15 protein-coding genes are annotated in these 18,092 nt (G+C 61.8%); 5 read left to right on the plus strand and 10 right to left on the minus strand.

Annotated features, from left to right (window positions below):
- Positions 1–3: 3 nt before the first annotated feature.
- From VJX68_RS05985 to VJX68_RS06005, 5 genes are all read right to left on the minus strand, one after another.
- Positions 4–1,071 carry an alcohol dehydrogenase catalytic domain-containing protein gene (locus tag VJX68_RS05985; protein ID WP_324094754.1) on the minus strand — a complete coding sequence of 356 codons (1,068 nt, stop codon included), beginning with the start codon at positions 1,069–1,071 and terminating at the stop codon, positions 4–6.
- Positions 1,068–1,958: a polyprenyl synthetase family protein gene (locus VJX68_RS05990; protein ID WP_324094755.1), complete on the minus strand. Its 891-nt coding sequence runs from the start codon at positions 1,956–1,958 to the stop codon at positions 1,068–1,070. The genes VJX68_RS05985 and VJX68_RS05990 overlap by 4 nt, the downstream gene beginning before the upstream one ends.
- Before the next feature lie 106 nt (positions 1,959–2,064).
- The gene (gene hpnH, locus VJX68_RS05995; protein WP_324094756.1) at positions 2,065–3,069 is read right to left on the minus strand and encodes an adenosyl-hopene transferase HpnH; all 1,005 of its coding nucleotides are present in this window, start codon (positions 3,067–3,069) and stop codon (positions 2,065–2,067) included.
- A gap of 37 nt (positions 3,070–3,106) precedes the next feature.
- A complete protein-coding gene (locus tag VJX68_RS06000) occupies positions 3,107–3,817 on the minus strand; it encodes a TetR/AcrR family transcriptional regulator (protein WP_324094757.1) in 711 nt (236 codons plus the stop codon).
- Between the two features lie 192 nt (positions 3,818–4,009).
- Entirely contained in the window at positions 4,010–5,020 is a 1,011-nt protein-coding gene (locus tag VJX68_RS06005) for a Gfo/Idh/MocA family protein (RefSeq protein ID WP_324094758.1), read from the minus strand.
- A gap of 214 nt (positions 5,021–5,234) precedes the next feature.
- Between VJX68_RS06005 and VJX68_RS06010 the strand changes: the two genes are divergently transcribed.
- Positions 5,235–5,474 carry a hypothetical protein gene (locus tag VJX68_RS06010; RefSeq protein WP_324094759.1) on the plus strand — a complete coding sequence of 80 codons (240 nt, stop codon included), beginning with the start codon at positions 5,235–5,237 and terminating at the stop codon, positions 5,472–5,474.
- A gap of 13 nt (positions 5,475–5,487) precedes the next feature.
- Here the strand turns inward: VJX68_RS06010 and VJX68_RS06015 are convergent, their stop codons facing one another.
- The 4 genes from VJX68_RS06015 to truB form a co-directional block, all read right to left on the minus strand.
- Positions 5,488–6,750 carry a M16 family metallopeptidase gene (locus VJX68_RS06015; protein ID WP_324094760.1) on the minus strand — a complete coding sequence of 421 codons (1,263 nt, stop codon included), beginning with the start codon at positions 6,748–6,750 and terminating at the stop codon, positions 5,488–5,490.
- Between the two features lie 7 nt (positions 6,751–6,757).
- A complete protein-coding gene (gene pnp / locus VJX68_RS06020; protein ID WP_324094761.1) occupies positions 6,758–8,851 on the minus strand; it encodes a polyribonucleotide nucleotidyltransferase in 2,094 nt (697 codons plus the stop codon).
- A 157-nt stretch (positions 8,852–9,008) separates the two neighbouring features.
- On the minus strand, positions 9,009–9,278 hold the full coding sequence (gene rpsO, locus VJX68_RS06025; RefSeq protein WP_324094762.1) for a 30S ribosomal protein S15: 270 nt from the start codon (positions 9,276–9,278) through the stop codon (positions 9,009–9,011).
- Between the two features lie 204 nt (positions 9,279–9,482).
- The gene (truB, locus tag VJX68_RS06030; RefSeq protein WP_324094763.1) at positions 9,483–10,376 is read right to left on the minus strand and encodes a tRNA pseudouridine(55) synthase TruB; all 894 of its coding nucleotides are present in this window, start codon (positions 10,374–10,376) and stop codon (positions 9,483–9,485) included.
- Positions 10,377–10,469: 93 nt separating this feature from the next.
- Here truB and VJX68_RS06035 point away from each other — a divergent pair, with 93 nt between their 5' ends.
- From VJX68_RS06035 to VJX68_RS06050, 4 genes are all read left to right on the plus strand, one after another.
- Complete coding sequence (locus VJX68_RS06035; protein WP_324094764.1) at positions 10,470–11,777, plus strand: NAD(P)/FAD-dependent oxidoreductase; 1,308 nt, start codon at positions 10,470–10,472, stop codon at positions 11,775–11,777.
- A gap of 174 nt (positions 11,778–11,951) precedes the next feature.
- Positions 11,952–13,337, plus strand: a complete 1,386-nt coding sequence (locus VJX68_RS06040) for a M16 family metallopeptidase (RefSeq protein WP_324094765.1) — start codon at positions 11,952–11,954, stop codon at positions 13,335–13,337.
- On the plus strand, positions 13,334–14,716 hold the full coding sequence (locus tag VJX68_RS06045) for a M16 family metallopeptidase (protein WP_324094766.1): 1,383 nt from the start codon (positions 13,334–13,336) through the stop codon (positions 14,714–14,716). Before VJX68_RS06040 ends, VJX68_RS06045 begins: the two co-directional genes overlap by 4 nt.
- Positions 14,717–14,756: 40 nt before the next feature.
- Entirely contained in the window at positions 14,757–15,257 is a 501-nt protein-coding gene (locus tag VJX68_RS06050; protein WP_324094835.1) for a DUF488 domain-containing protein, read from the plus strand.
- Here VJX68_RS06050 and uvrA read toward each other — a convergent pair.
- Positions 15,254–18,088, minus strand: coding sequence for an excinuclease ABC subunit UvrA (uvrA, locus tag VJX68_RS06055; protein WP_324094767.1), 2,835 nt, complete (start codon positions 18,086–18,088; stop codon positions 15,254–15,256). The genes VJX68_RS06050 and uvrA overlap by 4 nt on opposite strands.
- Between the last annotated feature and the right edge of the window lie 4 nt (positions 18,089–18,092).

Consider the following 18,092-nt stretch of genomic DNA (forward strand, 5'->3'; position numbering starts at 1 on the left):
CCTTCATGGAATCACGGCGCACTTCAAAACCGCGCCGCGCTCGAGCATCTTGAACACTTCGGCCAAATCGCCCAGCCGCATGCGCGCGTTGACGAGCGCGCCCGCATTCAATGCGCGCCCCGCCAGCAATTCGTAGGCGCGACGCACGTCACGCGGACGAAAATGAAACGGCGCCATCAACGTCAGATTGTCGTAATGCATCCGCCGCGTATCGACGCTCAGCGCCGTGCCCGACGGACATCCGCCAAAGAAAACCACCCGCCCTCCGCGCCGCACCCGCGCGAACGCATCCTGCCATCCTTCGACATGCCCGGTGCATTCGATCACGAGGTCGGGACCGAAGCCGCCGTTAAGCCGCGCGATTTCCGAGGCAGCGTCGACGCTGGCCGCATCGATGACCCGGTCCGCGCCCAAGTCCTCCGCCCACTTCAGGCGCTTAATCCCCCGCCCGACGACCACCACTTCGCGCACGCCGGCCGCCTTCAGGACGAGCATGTGCAGCAGCCCGAACGCGCCGCCGCCGATGATTACGACGGTTTCGTTTTTTTCCGGGCGCGCCATCTCCTGCGCATGCACCACGCACGAGAGCGGTTCGAGCAGCGCGGCTTCCTCGAACGGCAGATCCGCAGGCTTGATAAAGGTGTTGCGCGCGACAACATGCGCCGGCAGCAGCAGCAGGTCGGCGTAACCGCCGTGCACCATCCGCCCGAGCGCATCGTCGCAAAGATTTTCCTGCCCGTGCTGGCAGTAAAAACAAATTCCGCACGGCGCGGTCGGCGCCGCCATGATCTCGTCGCCGGCCTTGAACGCGGTCACACCCTCGCCCGCTTCCATCACGACGCCGGAAAACTCGTGGCCGAACGGCATCGGAAGCTTCCACACCGGATGTCCGCGCCGAAATGTTTTCAGATCGGTGCCACAACTCAGCGCGCAACGAATTTGAATCAGCAACTCGCCGGGTCCGGGATGCGGCGCGACGTAGTTACGCAACTCGAGGCGCCCCGGCTCGACCAGCACGGCCTGGCGCGAATGCGTCCGCGCGATTTTCGCGGATGCTTCGAGCGCGCTCACAGCTTGCGCTCCACGACGAATGTCGCGATATGCCGCAGAGCGTCGGCGCGATCGCCGAATCGTTGCAGCGCGCGATGCGCCCGCGTTTCGAGCTCGCGCGCCAAATCCATGGAGCGCTCGATTCCAAGAATCGCCGGATAGGTCGCCTTACCGCGCTCGAAGTCTTTTTGCGTGCGCTTACCCATCTGCTCGGGCGTGCCTTGAACGTCGAGCAAATCATCGACGACCTGGAACGCCAGCCCGAGAGCGCGCGCGTACGCGTCGAGCGACTCGATCTGCGACGCGCTCGCGCCGCCGAGACGCGCGCCGCCGCGCACCGACGCCAGAAACAATGCGCCGGTCTTTTTGCCGTGCAGCTCTTCGAGTTCCTCGACCGTCTTCGACTTGCCCTCGCCGAGCAGATCGATCACCTGCCCCGCGACCATCCCGCTGGAGCCCGCCGCGGCCGCCAGCTCCGCAACTGTCTCGAGCACGAGCGCCGGTGACGCGCTCCTGTCCGCCGACAACGCGAGAACCTTGAATGCGTCCGTCAGCAGCGCGTCACCCGCGAGCGTTGCGATCGCTTCGCCGTAAACCTTGTGATTGGTCGGGCACCCGCGGCGGATATCATCGTCGTCCATGCACGGCAGGTCGTCGTGAATCAGCGAGTAGGTGTGAATCATCTCGACCGCGCACGCCAGCCCCATCGCGGCGTCGACCTTGCCGCCGACCGCCTCGCACGACGCGAGCGCGAGTACCGGCCGCAGCCGCTTGCCGCCCGCCAGCAGCGAGTAGCGCATCGCCTCATACAAGCGCGCCGCGGAGCCCGTAGGTTCCCCGACGCTTTGCCTAAGCGCCCGCTCAATCAGTTGCGCGCGCTCTTTCAAATAGCTGTGCAAGTCGAACACGTCTCGTCTCTTATCCAGATGCGGGTGACGCTGCTCTGAAAACCTGAATTTTTCGCGCGCGAAGATTCCCTCGGTGTGAGAGGGTTCACGAGTTGGCCGCGATTTCTCAAGCGACGTAGTGCCGCACCATCCGCCACGAGTCCTTCAGATTCTGGCCGAACTCGAGCGCCACCGTCCCCTCGAACCCCGAATGCAGCTTGCAGTCGCGGCAGCGGAAATCCTGCTTGGTTCGATAGTACTCCCAATCTGTCGCCGCATGCATCTCGTCGAGCGTCTTGTAGTGCCCGTTGGTGATGAGGTAGCAGGGCCCCTTCCACCCCCGCGGATTGCGCGTGACCGTCGTCCACGGACTGCACTGCATCTCACGTTTGCCGACCAAGTAGTCGAGGTAAATCGGCGTGTTGATTATCTTGTAGTCGTTCGCCATGTCGCGAACCTTGAAGAACTTCGCCGGCATCTCTTCCTTCTTCAGATACTCGTCGTCGTTCTGCAGCACCTGGTAATGATAGCCGGGACTGAGCAGCATGCCATCGACCCCAAGGTTCGTCAGGTACTTGACCATGTCCTCGAGTTCCTGGCCGCTGGTCTCGCGGAAGACCGTGGTGTTGGTCTGCACGCGGTAGCCCTTCTCCTTCAGCATCTTGATCATCTTGACGACGATGTCGAAATGCCCCTCCCTGGACAACACGCGATCGTTGGTCTCGCGCATCCCGTCCAGGTGCAGGTTGAAGCTGAGATAGGGACTAGGTGGCACCTGCTTGACGAATCGCTCGAGCAGGATCGCGTTCGTGCAGATCATCACGTGACGCTTTTGATCCTCGATCAGTCCCCGCGTCAGCGCCGCGATATGCTTGTACATCAGCGGCTCGCCGCCGCAGATCGACACGATCGGCGCGCCGGCTTCTTCGGCAGAATGCAGAGCCTCGTCGAGCGGCATCATGTCGCGAATCGTGTCCTTGTACTCGACGATTCGCCCGCATCCGATACACGCGAGGTTGCACGCATGCAGCGGTTCGAGCATCAGCACCAGTGGAAAATATTTTTCACCCGCCCGCTTCTTCGCGCGCATGTAGCGGCCCAAGTCGATCATTTGTCTCAGCGGAATGCGCATGCCTGTGCGTTCTCCTGGATCGTGTTGAAGAAAAAAGTCAGGCGGACGGCGCGCCGCCGCCCTCCGATGAAGATGTCCCCGACGGACCGAACAACCACTCGCCCACCATCGCCACCGCCCCTTCGGGGTCGATCGCGTTCGCACCCATGAACAAATATTCGATCAGCAATCCGTTCAGCGCCGACAACAGGAACGCCGCTGCCGATTCCGGCGACGTCCGCCGCACGCAGATTCCCTTCTGCTGCGCACTCGAGATCAGCTCGACCAGCATCGCGCGATATCCGCTGTAGAGCTTCAGCACCTGCTCGTTGAGACCCTCGGACAACTTCTGATCGTGGAGCATCTGCGCCAGAAAAAAACGCACCGAGCTGGCGTTGTCGCGCACGAAAGACAAGTACGACTCGACCAGCTTAAGAATCTGCTGGCGTTCGTCCATCGCCGCCGCTTCTTCGGCGAAGTCGATAAAGTACGGCTCGAGCAGACGGTTCAGCACTGCGACGAACAGCTCTTCTTTGGTCTTGAAATGCCAGAAAATCAGCGCCTTGCTGACGCGCGCCTCGCGCGCCACTTCAGACATCGACGTCTCATGGAAGCCGCGATTGGCGAACAGCTGCATCGCGGCCTTCAGGATCTCGTCGCGCGAATCCTGCGACTGTGCGCGCGGCCCTGCGATACCCACTTTGATCTGCGATACGCCCATATCTCCGCTCTGACTCCCCGCCTTACTCCTGTCGTCGCCCGTAGCCACGAAAATCCGCCCAATGCCCGCTGATTCGAGCCGCCGTAATCCTTGCGTCTCGAAAATCCGGCTAACCATTCGGTCAATGGAAACTTTACCGTCACACTCTCGAAAGTCAAGAGTGACAGTCCGAGCGGTCAGTCGGTCAGCGCGAGCCAAAACAGCTTACGGCCGCGAATTCGCGCTAACTATCCGATTTTACTAGAGTTTCATTTCAAGAGCGTTGTTGATAGACGATTTCCGCGCCGCATCGATTAGCATCAGCGCAACACGCGCCTCGGCTAGGTTGCGGTTTGCGACGGGCGAATCGGTTCCTTCGGCGACCGCTCGCTCGAACTCCGCCGCCACTCCAGCGAACCATGCCGAATGGTACGAATCGTCGGCCATGTCGGCGACAGACAAATCTTCAACCTTCCCCGACCGACCGGTAAGCATCACGCGATCTCCTTCAATCTCGAGACTGCCGCGCTCTCCATAGATAAGCGCCGAAGTCCGGCGAACCGGCGCGCGCCACGAAAGGTGTGCCCGGGATAACGCTCCACTCCCGAAACTGATTCGCACGTCGGCCACGTCGTCAACATCGACGCCAGCCGACGACTCGAGCCGCGCCGAAACTGACGCGGGCGGCTCTCCGCCGAGTAGCCAATACATCAGGTAGAAGACGTGCCATCCGTGATCGATCAGAATCCCGCCACCCGACGCCGCCAACGCCCGCCACTTCGCACCACTGCCGCCAGCACCGGCAGGCTCGGTCCTTAGCCGATCGATCGATACGAACCGAATAGCGCCCAGCCTCCCGTCTTCAATCGCTCGGCGCGCAACCGCATAAGCAGGCGCGTATTTCCAATTGTGCACGCACATCAAGACGCGCCGCTTCTCAGCGGCGAGCGCAGCAAGCTCATCGAACTCGCCAAGCGTGAGCGCAAGCGGCTTCTCGACGAGCACATGCGCCCCGGCGGCAAGCGCCGCGCGCACGGCCACGTGATGCAATCCCGGCGGACTCGCGACATCGACAAAATCGAGCGCCTCACCATCGAGCATCAGTTCGAGGTCGTCATACACGCGGACATTCTTGATGAGTCGAATCGCCTCGTGACGGCGCTCCGAGATCGGATCATGGATCGCTGCGATTGCAACATTCTCGCGCGTACGCCATCCAGCCAGATGCGCTCGCGCAGCAACCTCGCCAAATCCCGAAATAGCTCCCCGCAATTTTGCTCGACCAGCCATCCGCGCCGCTAAGTTTCAGCTAAACCTCCTGACCTCGCAACCTGCACCGCAGCCGCAACACGGCGGTGCAGTCGAAACGCGGCATCGCGGCTTCCCGATTTGGACCTGATTCATACACAATCATCGCAAAACCCGATGGCAACGCTCTTGCTCTCTTACCCAACGAAGGCTCAACAAGAGGGAGGACAGGCGAATCATGTTCGCATGGATTTTAATCGGACTTATCTCGGGATGGCTGGCCGGAAAGATTCTCAACGGCAACGGCTACGGCATGATGGCTGACGTCGGGCTTGGCCTGCTGGGCGGCGTGATCGGAGGAATGATCTTCGCAGTGCTGGGCGTGCAAGCGCACAACTTCATCGGCGCTATTCTGATGTCCACCGCAGGCGCCACCGCACTGGTGATAGCGACAAGAATAATCCGCGACGAAATCTAGGAATCTACAAGAATTACGCGAGCGGGGCGAAGACTTCGCGGCCGATTTTGCGGCCTTTGAGGTCGCCTAGCAGGACCATCGCGAGCTTGTCGGGTTGGAACCAGGATGATGCCAGCTCGACGATGTTGTCGTTGGTGACGGCTTCGATTCCCACCGATAATTCTTCGAGCGAGACGTCGCGGCGGAAATAGATCTCGTTGCGCGCGAGGCGGTTCATGCGACTGTCGGTGGATTCCATTCCCAGCAGCATGTTGCCCTGGAGCTGGCTTTTTGCGCGGGATAGCTCGGCTGGCTCGAGACCGTTGAGCTCTACCTTTCGAAGTTCGGCAACTGTGACTTCGAGGACTTCGTCGACCCACTCGGGATTGGTGCCGGCGTAGACGCCGAAGTAACCCGAATCAATGAACGACGAGATGAACGAGTAGATGCTGTAGACGCGGCCGCGCTTTTCGCGGACTTCCTGGAACAGCCGTGACGACATCCCGCCGCCGAGTGCGGTGTTGAGCACGTAGGCTGCGTAGCGCAGGCGATGCGACTGGCTGATGCCGGGGCCGCCAATGCAGATGTGCGCCTGCTCGAGTTTCTTTTCGCGCGTCAGCACGAGAGGCTTGTCCACCGGCGGCGAGAATTTTTCGACCTTGCCGTCACCGGCGACGCCGCCGAACAGTCCCGCGCATTTCGCGGTGAGGCGCTCGTGCTCGACCTGGCCGGCCGCGGCGATGAAGACACGGCTTGAGCGGTAGCGCTCCGCCATGAACGAAATCAGCTGCTCGCGGTCGATCTTATTTACCGTCGCGATTGAACCGAAAATCGGCAGCGCGAGCGGATGACCTTTCCAGAATTCTTCGGTGAACAGGTCGTGGATGAAATCGTCGGGCGTATCCTCGGCCTGGGAAATTTCCTGCAAAACAACCTGGCGCTCGCGCTCGATCTCGTCGGGATCGAAAACCGAGTCAAGGAAAATGTCCGCGAGCACCTCGGTCGCCATCTCGAGGTCCTTGCCAAGCACCTTGGCGTAGTAACAGGTGTATTCCTTGCCGGTGAAGGCGTTGAGCACGCCGCCGACCGCGTCGAAGGCCTCGGCAATTTGCGCGGCGGTGCGCTTCTCGGTGCCCTTGAAAAGTATATGCTCGATGAAATGCGAGGTGCCGTTTTCGGCCGGCGCCTCGTAGCGCGAGCCGTTCTCGACCCAGATGCCGATCGACGAGGAAACGACCTGCGGCATCGCCTCGGTAAGGATGCGCACGCCGTTTCCGATAACGCTCTTTTGAATCATTCGCGGACTAATTTCCCTTGCCTGGTTCCTGCTCGGCTTCGCGCATCGAGAGCCGGATTTTGCCGCTGCGATCGACGTCGAGCACCTTCACGTTGATCTCGTCGCCTTCGTGCAGCACGTCTTCGACGCGGCGGATGCGGTCGTTCGAGATCTGCGAGATGTGCAGCAGGCCGTCGGTGCCCGGCATTATCTCGACGAAGGCGCCGAACTCGACAATCTTGCGCACCGTGCCGTGATAGATTTTGCCGACTTCGGGCTCGGCGGTGATCGCCTGGATCATGCTGATCGCTTTTTCCATCGCGGTCCCGTCGGCCGACGCGATCAGCACCGTGCCGTCGTCCTCGATATCGATTTTGCAGCCGGTCTGCTCGACCAGTCCGCGGATTACCTTGCCGCCCGGGCCGATCACTTCGCGAATCTTGTCGGGCTTGATATGCAGCGTGACGATTCGCGGCGCGTAGCTGGAGACGTCCTTGCGCGCCGAGGGCAGCGCTTTCTCCATCACGCCGAGAATGTGCAAGCGCGCGTCGCGCGCCTGATGGAGCGCCTGGCGCATGATGTCCTTCGACACACCGCCAGCCTTGTTGTCCATCTGGATCGCGGTGACGCCAGCCTTGGTGCCGGCCACCTTGAAGTCCATGTCGCCGAGATGGTCCTCGTCGCCAAGGATGTCTGTGAGCACGCGGACCTTGTCGCCTTCCTTGACCAGGCCCATCGCGATGCCCGCGACCGGCGCCTTGGTCGGCACACCCGCGTCCATCAGCGCGAGGCTGCCACCGCACACCGTGGCCATCGAGGAACTGCCGTTGGATTCGAGCACGTCCGACACGACGCGAATCGTGTACGGGAAGTCGGCTTCGTCGGGAAGGATGGGAGAGAGCGCGCGTTCGGCGAGTGCGCCGTGGCCGATTTCGCGCCGCGACGGAGCGCGCAGAAACTTCACTTCCCCAGTCGAGAACGGGGGGAAGTTGTAGTGCAGCAGGAATTTCTTGAAGCGCTCGCCGAGCAGCGCGTCGATCTTCTGTTCATCGGACGACGTGCCGAGCGTAACGGTCGCGAGCGCCTGGGTCTCGCCGCGCGTGAAGACCGCGGAGCCATGCGTGCGTGGCAACACCTGCACGTCGGCGCTGACGTTGCGGATGTCGGTGGATTTGCGATCGTCGATACGCTTGTCGTCGTCGAGGATTGCGAGGCGAACGCGAGTGCGCACGAGGTAGTCGCAAGCGTCGACGATCTCCTTGGAGCGCTCGGGAAATTTCTCGGCAAGCTCGGCCACAACTTTGTCACTGACCGCGTACACGGCAGCGGCGCGTTCCTTCTTGCCCTTGGTGGCGAGCGCCTTCTCGATTCCATCGCCGATGCTCTTTTCGACCGCCTTCAACAGGGCGGCGTCGCGTTCCTTTACCGCGAACTCGCGCTTGGGCTTGCCCGCGCGGCGTTGCAATTCTTCCTGCATCGCGAATATCGGCTGCATCGACTCGTGCGCCGTGAACAGCGCTTCGAGGATCACCTCTTCGTCAACGATGTGCGCGCCGCCTTCCAGCATCATGATCGACTCGGGGCTCGCCGCGACGACGAGCGACACGTCGCTGCCCTCGAGCTCGGTGTGAGTCGGATTGACGACGATTTTGCCCTCGACGCGGCCCATCCGAACCGACGCGACCGGGCCTTTGTGCGGGATGTCGGAGACCAGCAGCGCGGCCGAGGCCGCAATCAGCGAGAGCATGTCGGGATCGTTGTCGCGATCGGCGGATAGCACGGTCACAATAATTTGGGTTTCGCGATCGTAGCCCTTCGGGAACAGCGGGCGCATCGCGCGGTCGATCAGGCGCGAGGTGAGAATTTCCTTTTCGGAGGCGCGCCCTTCCCGCTTGAAAAAACCGCCGGGGATTTTGCCGGCCGCGAACGTCTTCTCGACGTAGTCCACGGTGAGCGGCAGGAAGTCCATGTTGGGCCGCGCTTCATACTGCGAGACTGCGGTCGCGAGCACTACGGTATCGCCGTAAGTCGCAAGCACGCTGCCATGCGCCTGCTTGGCCAGGCGGCCGGTTTCGAGCGAGAGCTTGCGCCCCGCGAAATCAATTTCGAGTTTTTCGTACATTAGTGATACCTGAGGGAGGATTTGAGGCCACGCGACGATTGCGGTTTTTTCACTGCCCGCGAGGCGTCACAGAGGACGCGCCCTGTTACCTGCCAGAGTGGCAGCCAAGGCCCGCGCGCCCGATGTGTTGAGGGCGTCGCGGCAGAATATGTGCGGCCTATCTCCGGATGCCCAGCTTTTCGATCAGCCCTTTGTAGCGCGAGAAGTCGCGCGAATGCAGGTAATCAAGCAGCCGACGACGCTTGCCGACCAATCGCAACAGGCCACGGCGCGTGTGATGATCCTTCTTGTGCGCCGCGAGATGCTCGGTCAACTGGTCGATCCGGGCCGAGAGCAGCGCAACCTGAACTTCAGGCGAGCCGCTATCGTTGGTGGTTCGAGCGTTGGCTTGGATGACTTCCCGCTTACGGGCTGATGGAAGAGGCATTCGGAGTTCTTACTTTCCCTTTTTCCTTTATCTTTAGCCCACCCAAATTAACAGAGCCGGGACGGGGAGTAAAGGCGCGGGAAAATGGGCGGAAAGGAAGGAACTTGATTGTATGTGAAACCCGCGGTGGGTTTCACGCGTCGTTCGGCAGGGTGACCCTGCACCCAGTATTAGGCGCGAAATGTTGAGGACAACCTTTCGCTCTCAATCGGGGGGATTGAAGATGCGCTCGACTATCGCGGTCACGCGTGAGGTTGCCCGCGCTACTGCGATCAGTTCGCCGCCCTGCGATATCACTTTGAAGAGCGGTCCGTTCGGGGGAACCTGAGAATCAAGTGCGCGCGAGTCGCCGTTGCGGAGGCGCTTTTCAGCGGTGGTATCGACGACCAACTCAGGGAAGCCGACGAGCGCTTCGCGAAGAGAAATCAGGCGGGCTAGTGGCGCGCCGGAATCGAGGGCGGCGAGGATGTCGGCCAGCGGCGTCGCGTCGGCGATCGAGAAGGCGCCGTTGCGGGTGCGGCGGAGCTCGTCGAGATGCGCGACCGTGCCCAGCGCGATGCCGATGTCGCGTGCGAGCGAGCGAGCGTAAGTGCCGGGAGAGCAGGTCGTGACGAATCGGATCGTGTCGGGCGCTCCGCAAACGAGATCGAGGCGCTTGATCTTGACGCTGCGTTTTTCGGGCGGCGCGACGTCGTCGCCGCGGCGCGCGAGCCGGTAGAGCGGCACGCCGGCGCGTTTGATCGCCGAGTACACGGGAGGAACCTGCTCGATCGCGCCCGTGAATTGTGCAGAGACCCGCGCGAGTTTCTCGGCGGAGATTGCCGGCACCTCGGCGCGGCGAACTTCGGCGCCGTCGCGATCGAGCGTGTCGGTCTCGACACCGAGCCGGATCAGGCCCGCGTACTCCTTGTCGCCGCCATCGATGAACGGCGCGAGCTTGGTCGCCTCGCCAATCATGATCGGCAGTAAGCCCGTCGCGAACGGATCAAGCGTCCCGAGATGTCCGACGCGGGCCGGCTTCACGCGCGATTTGACGCGACGCACCACCTCCGCCGACGAAATTCCGGCAGGCTTATCGACCAACAGGATTGCGTTCATGACGAGAGCGTTGACCTTACCCGATAGCGACGCGGCGCTTAAGAGTATTCGATCCGCTCGAGCGGCAGAGATACGCTCTGGATCGTAGACGCTGTGGCATCATCCGCAAAGCATGTCGTGATCATCGGCGGTGGGTTCGGCGGGATCGCGGCGGCGCGGGCGCTCAAGCACGCGCCGGTGCGGCTCACGATGATCGATCGGCGCAACCATCACCTGTTCCAGCCGTTGCTGTACCAGGTTGCGACGGCGGCCCTGAATCCGAGCGACATCGCGTCGCCGATACGACGGATACTGCGGCGCCAGGGCAATGCCAGCGTGATTCTTGGCGAGGCGGTGTCGATCGACACGCGGCGGAAGATCGTGCAGCTAGCGGACGGCGAAGTGGCGTACGACTATCTGATCGTCGCGAGCGGCGCGACGCATTCGTACTTCGGGCACGACGAATGGCTCGAAGCGGCGCCCGGGTTGAAGACGCTCGAAGATGCGGTCGAGATACGGCGGCGCGTGCTGGTCGCGTACGAAGCGGCCGAGCGCGAGGTCGACGCGGCGGAAGTCGCGAACTGGATGACGTTCGTGATAATCGGCGCCGGGCCGACGGGGGTCGAGATGGCGGGCGCGCTCGCGGAGATTTCGCGGCGCGTGCTCGAGCGCGATTTTCGAACAATCGATCCCGGCAACGCGCGCATAATTCTTATAGAGGCGGGCCCGCGCGTGCTGCCCGCGATGTCTCCCGAATCGTCGGCGAGCGCGCGGCGGCAACTGGAGCGGCTGGGCGTCGAGGTCATCACGGATTCTCCGGTGACAGCAGTCGACGATCGCGGCGTCATGCATGGCGGCGCGCGGCTCGACTCGCGCACGGTAATCTGGGCGGCAGGCGTCGCAGCGTCGCCGCTGGGCAAGACTCTGGGAGCCGACGTCAAGCTGGATCGCGCGGGCCGCGTAATCGTGAATCAGGATCTTTTGGTCCCAGCAGCCGACAGCGTGTTCGTGATTGGCGATCTGGCGTCGATCTCGTCGGACGGGAAACCGGTGCCGGGTTTGTCGCCGGCCGCGATGCAGGAAGGGCGGCATGCGGCGAGGAACGTCACGCGCCTGATTCATGGTGAGCCGACGTTGCCGTTTCACTACCGCGACAAGGGTACTCTCGCGACGATTGGCAAAGCCGCTGCCGTCGCTGACATAGCAGGGCTGCATCTCAGCGGCCTGGTCGCATGGCTGATGTGGCTGTTCGTGCACATTTTCTTTCTGATCGGATTTCGCAACCGGTTCATCGTGATCGTCGAATGGGCGTGGACGTACGTCCGCAACGATCGCGGCGCGCGCCTGATCACGGGCAACGTCGAGCCGATGCTGGAGCGCGGTGAGAAACCAGAGAATCGAAAGCGGATGCTGTCGAAGTGACGCTCATAGGTGAACTCGCACTCAAGACTACACAAACAGAGCGTCGAGCAAGCTTGGCGCGGCGGGCCCGAGCAAAGTCGAATCGCCCCGCATCGAAAAAGATCCGGGTCCCTCGTTTGAATTTTTGATTCCTTGACTTGCTGGTGAGCGGCAGACTTAGATGATCTCATAGCTATGCGCATCACGATCTTTGGCAATCATCGCCGTCTCGTTCCGATGGCGGCGCTCGGTACCCTTCTATGCCTAGCCTCTTCAGTTCCCGCGCGCGCGGGAATTGCGGACGCGGTCAAGGCCCAGACGCTGCCCAACGGGCTCAAAGTGCTGGTGCTCGAGAATCACAAGGCGCCGCTGGCGACGTTTAACGTCTTCTACCGCGTCGGCTCGCGCAACGAGCACTTCGGCAAGACGGGCCTGTCGCATCTGTGCGAGCACCTGATGTTCAAGGGCACCAGGAAGCTCGGACCCGAAGAGTTTTCGCAAATAATCCAGCAGAACGGCGGCGAGGATAACGCGTTCACGGAATCGGACTTCACGGATTACTTCGAGACGATCAACAAGGATCATATCGACGTACCGATCACGCTCGAAGCCGATCGGATGGGCAACTTCGAGCCCAAGGATTTCGACAAGGAGAAGCACGTCGTGCTCGAGGAACGGCGCTTGCGCACGGACGACAATCCGGAGGACGCGCTCGACGAGATGGTACGCGCGCAGGCCTATGCGGCGCATCCGTACCACTGGCCGGTGATCGGATGGTTCCACGACGTTGACGGCCTGACGCTGGCGGACGCGATGGCGTATCACAAGATTTACTACTCGCCGCAAAACGCACTGATCGTGGCGGTCGGCGACTTCAACGCGGACCAGGTGCTGAAGCAAATCAGCGAGGCGTTCGCGGGAATCAAGAACGGCCCCAAGGCGCCGCCGGTGACGGAACTCGAGCCGCCACAAGAGGGAACCCGGCGCGTCGAGCTGCAACATGCGGCGAACCTGCCGGCGTTCGAAGAGGCGTATCACGTGCCGAATATCTCCAGCCCGGACAGCTACGCGCTCGAAGTGGCGTCGGAAATTCTGAGCGACGGGCAGAGCTCGCGGCTCTACAAGAAGCTGGTCGTAGAGAAGCAGATGGTGGTCGATATCGGCGCGGGCTACGACATGACGTCGTTCGATCCGGGATTGTTCATCGTGTCGGCGCAGATGCGGCCCGGCGTGACGGCGGCCAATACGCAGGTCGAAGTCGAGAAGGAACTCGCCGCGATGCGCGATGCTCCGGTAGGCGCGGAGGAATTGCAGAAGGCCAAGAATCTGGAGCAGGCGCAATTTGTGTTCGGGCAGGACTCGGTCATGCGCGAGGCCGAGATGCTGGGCGTGTACGAAATGCTCGGCGACTACCATATGGTCGATAAGTATCTCGACGGAATCGACAAGGTGACAGCGGCTGACGTACAGCGGGTCGCGAAGACTTACCTGGTCGCGTCCAACATGACTCAAGGCGTACTGGTGCCGACGGGAGTGCTGAATCACAGCGGCGGCGGACTGAGCGGCGGAGAATTGCGGTGAGCGGCGCGACGATGCGGATGAAAATGTTTGCGAGTGTCGCGGCGATGGCGGCGTTGGTCTTGGCGGCCACGCCGTCGCATGCGCTCGACATCAAGAAGATGACGCTGAGCAACGGCGCGACCCTGCTCGTCTCGGAACAGCATCAGCTGCCGATGGTGACGATGATGATCGAGTTCGACGCGGGAACGAGGCGCGATCCCAAGGGCAAGGAAGGGCTGGCCGACTTGACGGCGCGATGCCTTTCGCAGGGCACCAGGGAACTCACCGCGCCGGAGTTCGATCAGAAAGTCGATTTCATGGGCAGCTCGGTCGCAGTGGCGGCGGGCCGCGACTACTCGACGGGAGCGATGACGTCGCTGAAGAAGTACCAGGCCGAGACGCTGAAACTGCTGGCGGGAATTTTGACGGAGCCGGGACTGCGCGACGCTGATATCGAACGCAAACGCGCGGAGCAGGTCGCGGAAATAAAATCGGCGGAAGAGCAACCGGGCTACACCGCGGACGTGGAATTCACCAAAGACCTGTTCGGCGACTCGCCGTATGGACATCCGGGCGCGGGATCGTCGGAGTCGGTGGCGAAGCTCACCAATGACGACGTGCGCGGATTTTATCGCGACTACTACAAGCTCGGCGGCGCGATCATCGCGGTGGCCGGCGACGTGAACGCCGACGAAGTTAAAGTATCACTTGAGAAAGAACTGGCGGGCCTAACGGGTTCCGTCGCGCCTCAGGCTGAGCCCGCGCCGATCAACGTCGTGCCCGGTTTGCATGTGAAACTGATCGATCGGAACGTGATGCAAGCCAACATCATGATGGGCTCCGGCGGCGTTGAGCGGTCGAATCCGGATTTTTACCGGCTGAAAGTGATGAACTACATCCTGGGCGGCGGCGGATTTTCGTCGAGGCTGGTGAAGGTGGTTCGCAGCGCGCACGGGCTCGCCTACTCGATCAACAGCGGTTTCGAGCCGGGCAAATTCCAGGGCGCGTTCAGCGTCGGCCTTCAGACCAAGAACCAGAGTTCGAATGAGGCGATAGATTTGATACTGCAGCAGCTTCGCGAGATCCAGGAAAAACCGGTCAGCGACGCTGAACTGGAGGACGCGAAAAAGTTTCTCATCGGCAGCTTCCCGCTGGGGATCGAGCGGCAGAGTGCGATCGCATCGTTCATGGTGCAGATCGAGTTTTACGGTCTGGGGCTCGACTACGCGGAGCAGTATCCGAAGCTGATCGGATCGGTCACCAAGGATGACGTGCTGGCGGTTGCGAAAAAATATCTGCATCCCGATTCGATGATCGTGGTCGCGGTCGCGAACCAGGCCGACGCTAAGATCAAAACCGCGCAGATGGAGAAGGCAGCCGACGCCGGCAGCGCCCAATAAAGCCGCGCTGATTTTCACGATCGGACACTCGACGCATCCGATCGAGCGCTTTCTCGACTTGCTCGGCGAGCATCGCATCGCGATTGTCGCCGACGTGCGATCGTTCCCCAGCTCGAAACGGTGGCCGCAGTTCAACCAGGCGGAACTATCCGGATCGCTCGGGCGCGCGGGAATCGAATATCGATGGATCAAGCGGCTCGGCGGCAGGCGTCATTCGAAGCGCGACGACTCGCCGCACACGGCGTGGCAGCATCCAGCGTTTAGATCGTACGCGGATTACACCGAGAGTGCGGATTTCGATGATGGCTTGCGCGAACTGGTGGATGCAGCCACGGGCGCGCGGACCGCGTACATGTGTTCGGAAGGACTGTGGTGGCGATGCCATCGGCGAATCATCTCGGACAATCTGGTGGTGCGCGACTGGACCGTCGAGCACATCATGCCGACCCGGAAATTGTCGCCGCACGTGATCGCATCGTTCGCGCGCGTTATCGACGGGAAAATTATTTACGACGGTGTGGCCGCGACGAAATCAGACTAAGCGGCGGCGCGATGGTTTAGCGCCTGGCGCAGAAAGCCCGCGGTGTACGACGCCTTCACGCCGGCGACTTCCTCGGGCGTGCCTTTTGCGACAACCTGGCCGCCACGATCGCCGCCCTCGGGTCCGAGATCGATCAGATAGTCGGCGGTCTTGATGACGTCCAGATTGTGCTCGATCACGACTATGGTGTTGCCCGCGTCGGCGAGGCGGCCGAGCACGCCGAGCAGCCGCTTGATGTCGTCGAAGTGAAGGCCGGTCGTCGGCTCGTCGAGGATGTAAAACGTGCGGCCGGTCGCGCGCCGCGCGAGTTCCTTGGCAAGCTTGATGCGCTGCGCCTCGCCGCCGGACAGGGTCGTCGCGGACTGGCCGAGATGAATGTAATCGAGGCCAACGTCGCGCAGCGTTTCGAGCTTCTGCCGAATGGGCGGAACCGAGCCGAGGAATTCGACCGCGTCGAGCACGGTCATGTTGAGGACCTCGGCGATGTTCTTGCCCTTGTACTGAATCTCGAGCGTGTCGCGATTGTAGCGCTTGCCGGCGCAGATCTCGCAGGTGACGTAAACGTCGGGCAGAAAGTGCATCTCGATGCGAATGATGCCGTCGCCTTCGCACGCCTCGCAGCGCCCGCCCTTGACGTTGAACGAAAATCGCCCCGGGCCGTAACCGCGCATGCGCGCCTCTGGCAGTTGCGCAAACAGCTCGCGGATATGGGTGAAAAGGCCGGTGTAGGTCGCGGGGTTCGAGCGCGGCGTGCGTCCGATCGGGCTTTGATCGACGTGAATGACCTTGTCGAGATGCTCGACGCCCTCGATCGTCTTGTATGCGCCCGCACGCTCGCGGCTGTGATTAAGTTTCTGCGAGAGCGCGCGATACATCGTGTCGAGCACGAGCGTCGACTTGCCGGAACCCGAAACGCCGGTGATGCAGGTGAAGACGCCGAGCGGAATCGCGACCGTCAGATCACGCAGATTGTTTTCGTGCGCACCCTTTACGGTGAGCCATCGGCCCGAGAGCTGGCGGCGGCGCGACGGCACGGGAATTTCGACTTGGCCCGAGAGATACTTGCCGGTGAGCGAGTTCTCGTCGCGCATCACATCGTCAGGAGTTCCCTGCGAGACGACGTAGCCGCCGTGAATTCCGGCGCCGGGTCCCATGTCGATCAGATGATCGGCCTCGAGCATCGTTTCGCGATCGTGCTCGACCACCAGCACGGTGTTCCCGAGTTCCTTGAGGCGCTTGAGCGTCGCGAGCAGGCGCTGATTGTCACGCTGATGCAGTCCGATCGACGGCTCGTCGAGTATGTAGAGCACGCCGACGAGGCTCGAACCGATTTGCGTGGCGAGGCGAATGCGCTGGCCCTCGCCGCCTGAGAGGCTGCCCGACGGGCGATCCAGAGTCAGGTACTCGAGGCCGACGTCGCCGAGGAAATTCAGCCGCTCGCGAATCTCCTTCAGAATGAGCCGCCCGATTTCGGCTTCCTGCGCGCTCAGCTTGGGCGTGGCAAAGAACGCGAGCGCCTGCTTGATCGACATCGCCGTCACTTCGGAAATCGACTTGCCGTTGAAGCGCACGAACAGGCTTTCCTTCTTGAGGCGCGCGCCGGCGCAGGTCGGACACGGCCGCATGTTCATGTACGCCTCGAGAAACTCGCGCACGCCTTCGGACTCGGTCTCCTTGTAGCGGCGATCGAGCCACTGCAGCACGCCTTCAAAGGTCTTCGAGTACTCGGCGCGATGGCGTCCGCGCTGGTAGGCGAACTCGATCTCTTCGCTGCCGGAGCCGTACATGATCGCCTTGCGCACCTTGGCCTGGATTTCTTTCCACGGCTGATCGAGGCTGAACTTGTAGTGCCGCGAGAGCGCGTCGAGCACCGGCTGCAGATAGTTCATCGTCGCCCACGGCGCGATGGCGCCATCGGCGATGCTCAAGTCCTCGTTCTGCACGACCAGCTCGGGATCGAAATACATGATCGAGCCGATGCCCGAGCATTCCGTGCACGCGCCGTGAGGACTGTTGAAGGAGAACATCCGCGGCGCGATTTCCGGATATGAGATTCCGCAATCGACGCATGCGAAGCGCTGGCTGAAATAGATCTCGCTCTCGTTCTTCGGCCCGTCCAGGCGCTCGACCTTGAGCAGATCCTGCCCGTATTTGAATGCGACTTCGAGCGAGTCCGACAGGCGTTTCTCGATTCCTTTGCGGATCGCGAGCCGATCGACCATCACCTCGATAGTGTGGCGCTGATTCTTGTTAAGCACCGGCTCCTCGCCCAGTTCGTAGAGCTTGCCATCGATCTTCACGCGCACGAAGCCCGCGCGCTTCATCTCGGACAGTTCCTTGCGATATTCGCCCTTGCGATCGCGGACGATCGGCGCAAGCACGTGAATGCGCGAACCGTCGGGCCATCCCATGATCCGATCGACGATCTGCTGCACGCTCTGCTGAGTTATTTCGCGGCCGCAGTTGTAGCAGAACGCATGCCCGACCCGCGCGAACAGCAGGCGCAGGTAGTCGTAGATTTCGGTGATCGTGCCGACAGTAGAGCGCGGATTGCGCGAGGTGGTCTTCTGCTCGATGGAGATTGCGGGCGACAATCCCTCGATCGAATCGACGTCGGGCTTCTCCATCTGCTCGAGGAACTGGCGCGCATACGCCGACAGCGACTCGACGTAGCGGCGCTGGCCCTCAGCGTAAATCGTGTCGAAGGCAAGCGACGATTTGCCAGAGCCGGAGAGCCCGGTGATCACGACCAGGCGGTCGCGCGGAATCTCGAGATCGATATTCTTGAGATTGTGCTCGCGCGCGCCCTTGATGACGATTCGATCGGCCATCGCT

It is taken from the genome of Binatus sp. (SeqCode) (assembly GCF_035272065.1).
Taxonomy (GTDB): Bacteria; Desulfobacterota; Binatia; order Binatales; family Binataceae; genus Binatus.

Coding starts and splice junctions, on each gene's coding strand:
- hpnH (WP_324094756.1), bottom strand. CDS start 3,069: ATGCGCATTCCGCTGAGACAAATGATCGACTTGGGCCGCTACATGCGC.
- VJX68_RS06010 (WP_324094759.1), top strand. CDS start 5,235: ATGTTCGCATGGATTTTAATCGGACTTATCTCGGGATGGCTGGCCGGA.
- VJX68_RS06015 (WP_324094760.1), bottom strand. CDS start 6,750: ATGATTCAAAAGAGCGTTATCGGAAACGGCGTGCGCATCCTTACCGAG.
- pnp (WP_324094761.1), bottom strand. CDS start 8,851: ATGTACGAAAAACTCGAAATTGATTTCGCGGGGCGCAAGCTCTCGCTC.
- rpsO (WP_324094762.1), bottom strand. CDS start 9,278: ATGCCTCTTCCATCAGCCCGTAAGCGGGAAGTCATCCAAGCCAACGCT.
- truB (WP_324094763.1), bottom strand. CDS start 10,376: ATGAACGCAATCCTGTTGGTCGATAAGCCTGCCGGAATTTCGTCGGCG.
- VJX68_RS06040 (WP_324094765.1), top strand. CDS start 11,952: ATGCGCATCACGATCTTTGGCAATCATCGCCGTCTCGTTCCGATGGCG.
- uvrA (WP_324094767.1), bottom strand. CDS start 18,088: ATGGCCGATCGAATCGTCATCAAGGGCGCGCGCGAGCACAATCTCAAG.